This window comes from Paraburkholderia sp. BR10923 (assembly GCF_040948765.1).
GTDB lineage: Bacteria > Pseudomonadota > Gammaproteobacteria > Burkholderiales > Burkholderiaceae > Paraburkholderia > Paraburkholderia youngii.
In genome coordinates, this window is sequence record NZ_JBFPKO010000255.1 from 1 (window position 1) to 230 (window position 230).

General features: G+C 63.5%; 1 pseudogene. It reads left to right on the top strand.

Going from position 1 to position 230, the window contains the following annotated elements:
- Window positions 1-230: pseudogene (locus AB3X94_RS42370) on the top strand (IS5/IS1182 family transposase); the annotation flags it as partial.

Below are 230 nucleotides of genomic sequence, written 5' to 3' on the forward strand. Positions count from 1 at the left end.
GCTCGATGCCGGGCAATCCGTACGATGGACATACGCTGGAAGAAGCGCTGGAGCAGGCAGCGATTCTCAGCGATGTCAAACCTGAAATCGCGATCGTCGACCGTGGTTACCGGGGCGCTGAGCCAGACGGGGGGAAGGTCTACCATCCCGGCCTGCGACGCGGCATCACGCGCACGTTGCGCGCCATGATCCGGCGGCGCAGCGCGATTGAACCAGCGATCGGTCATATG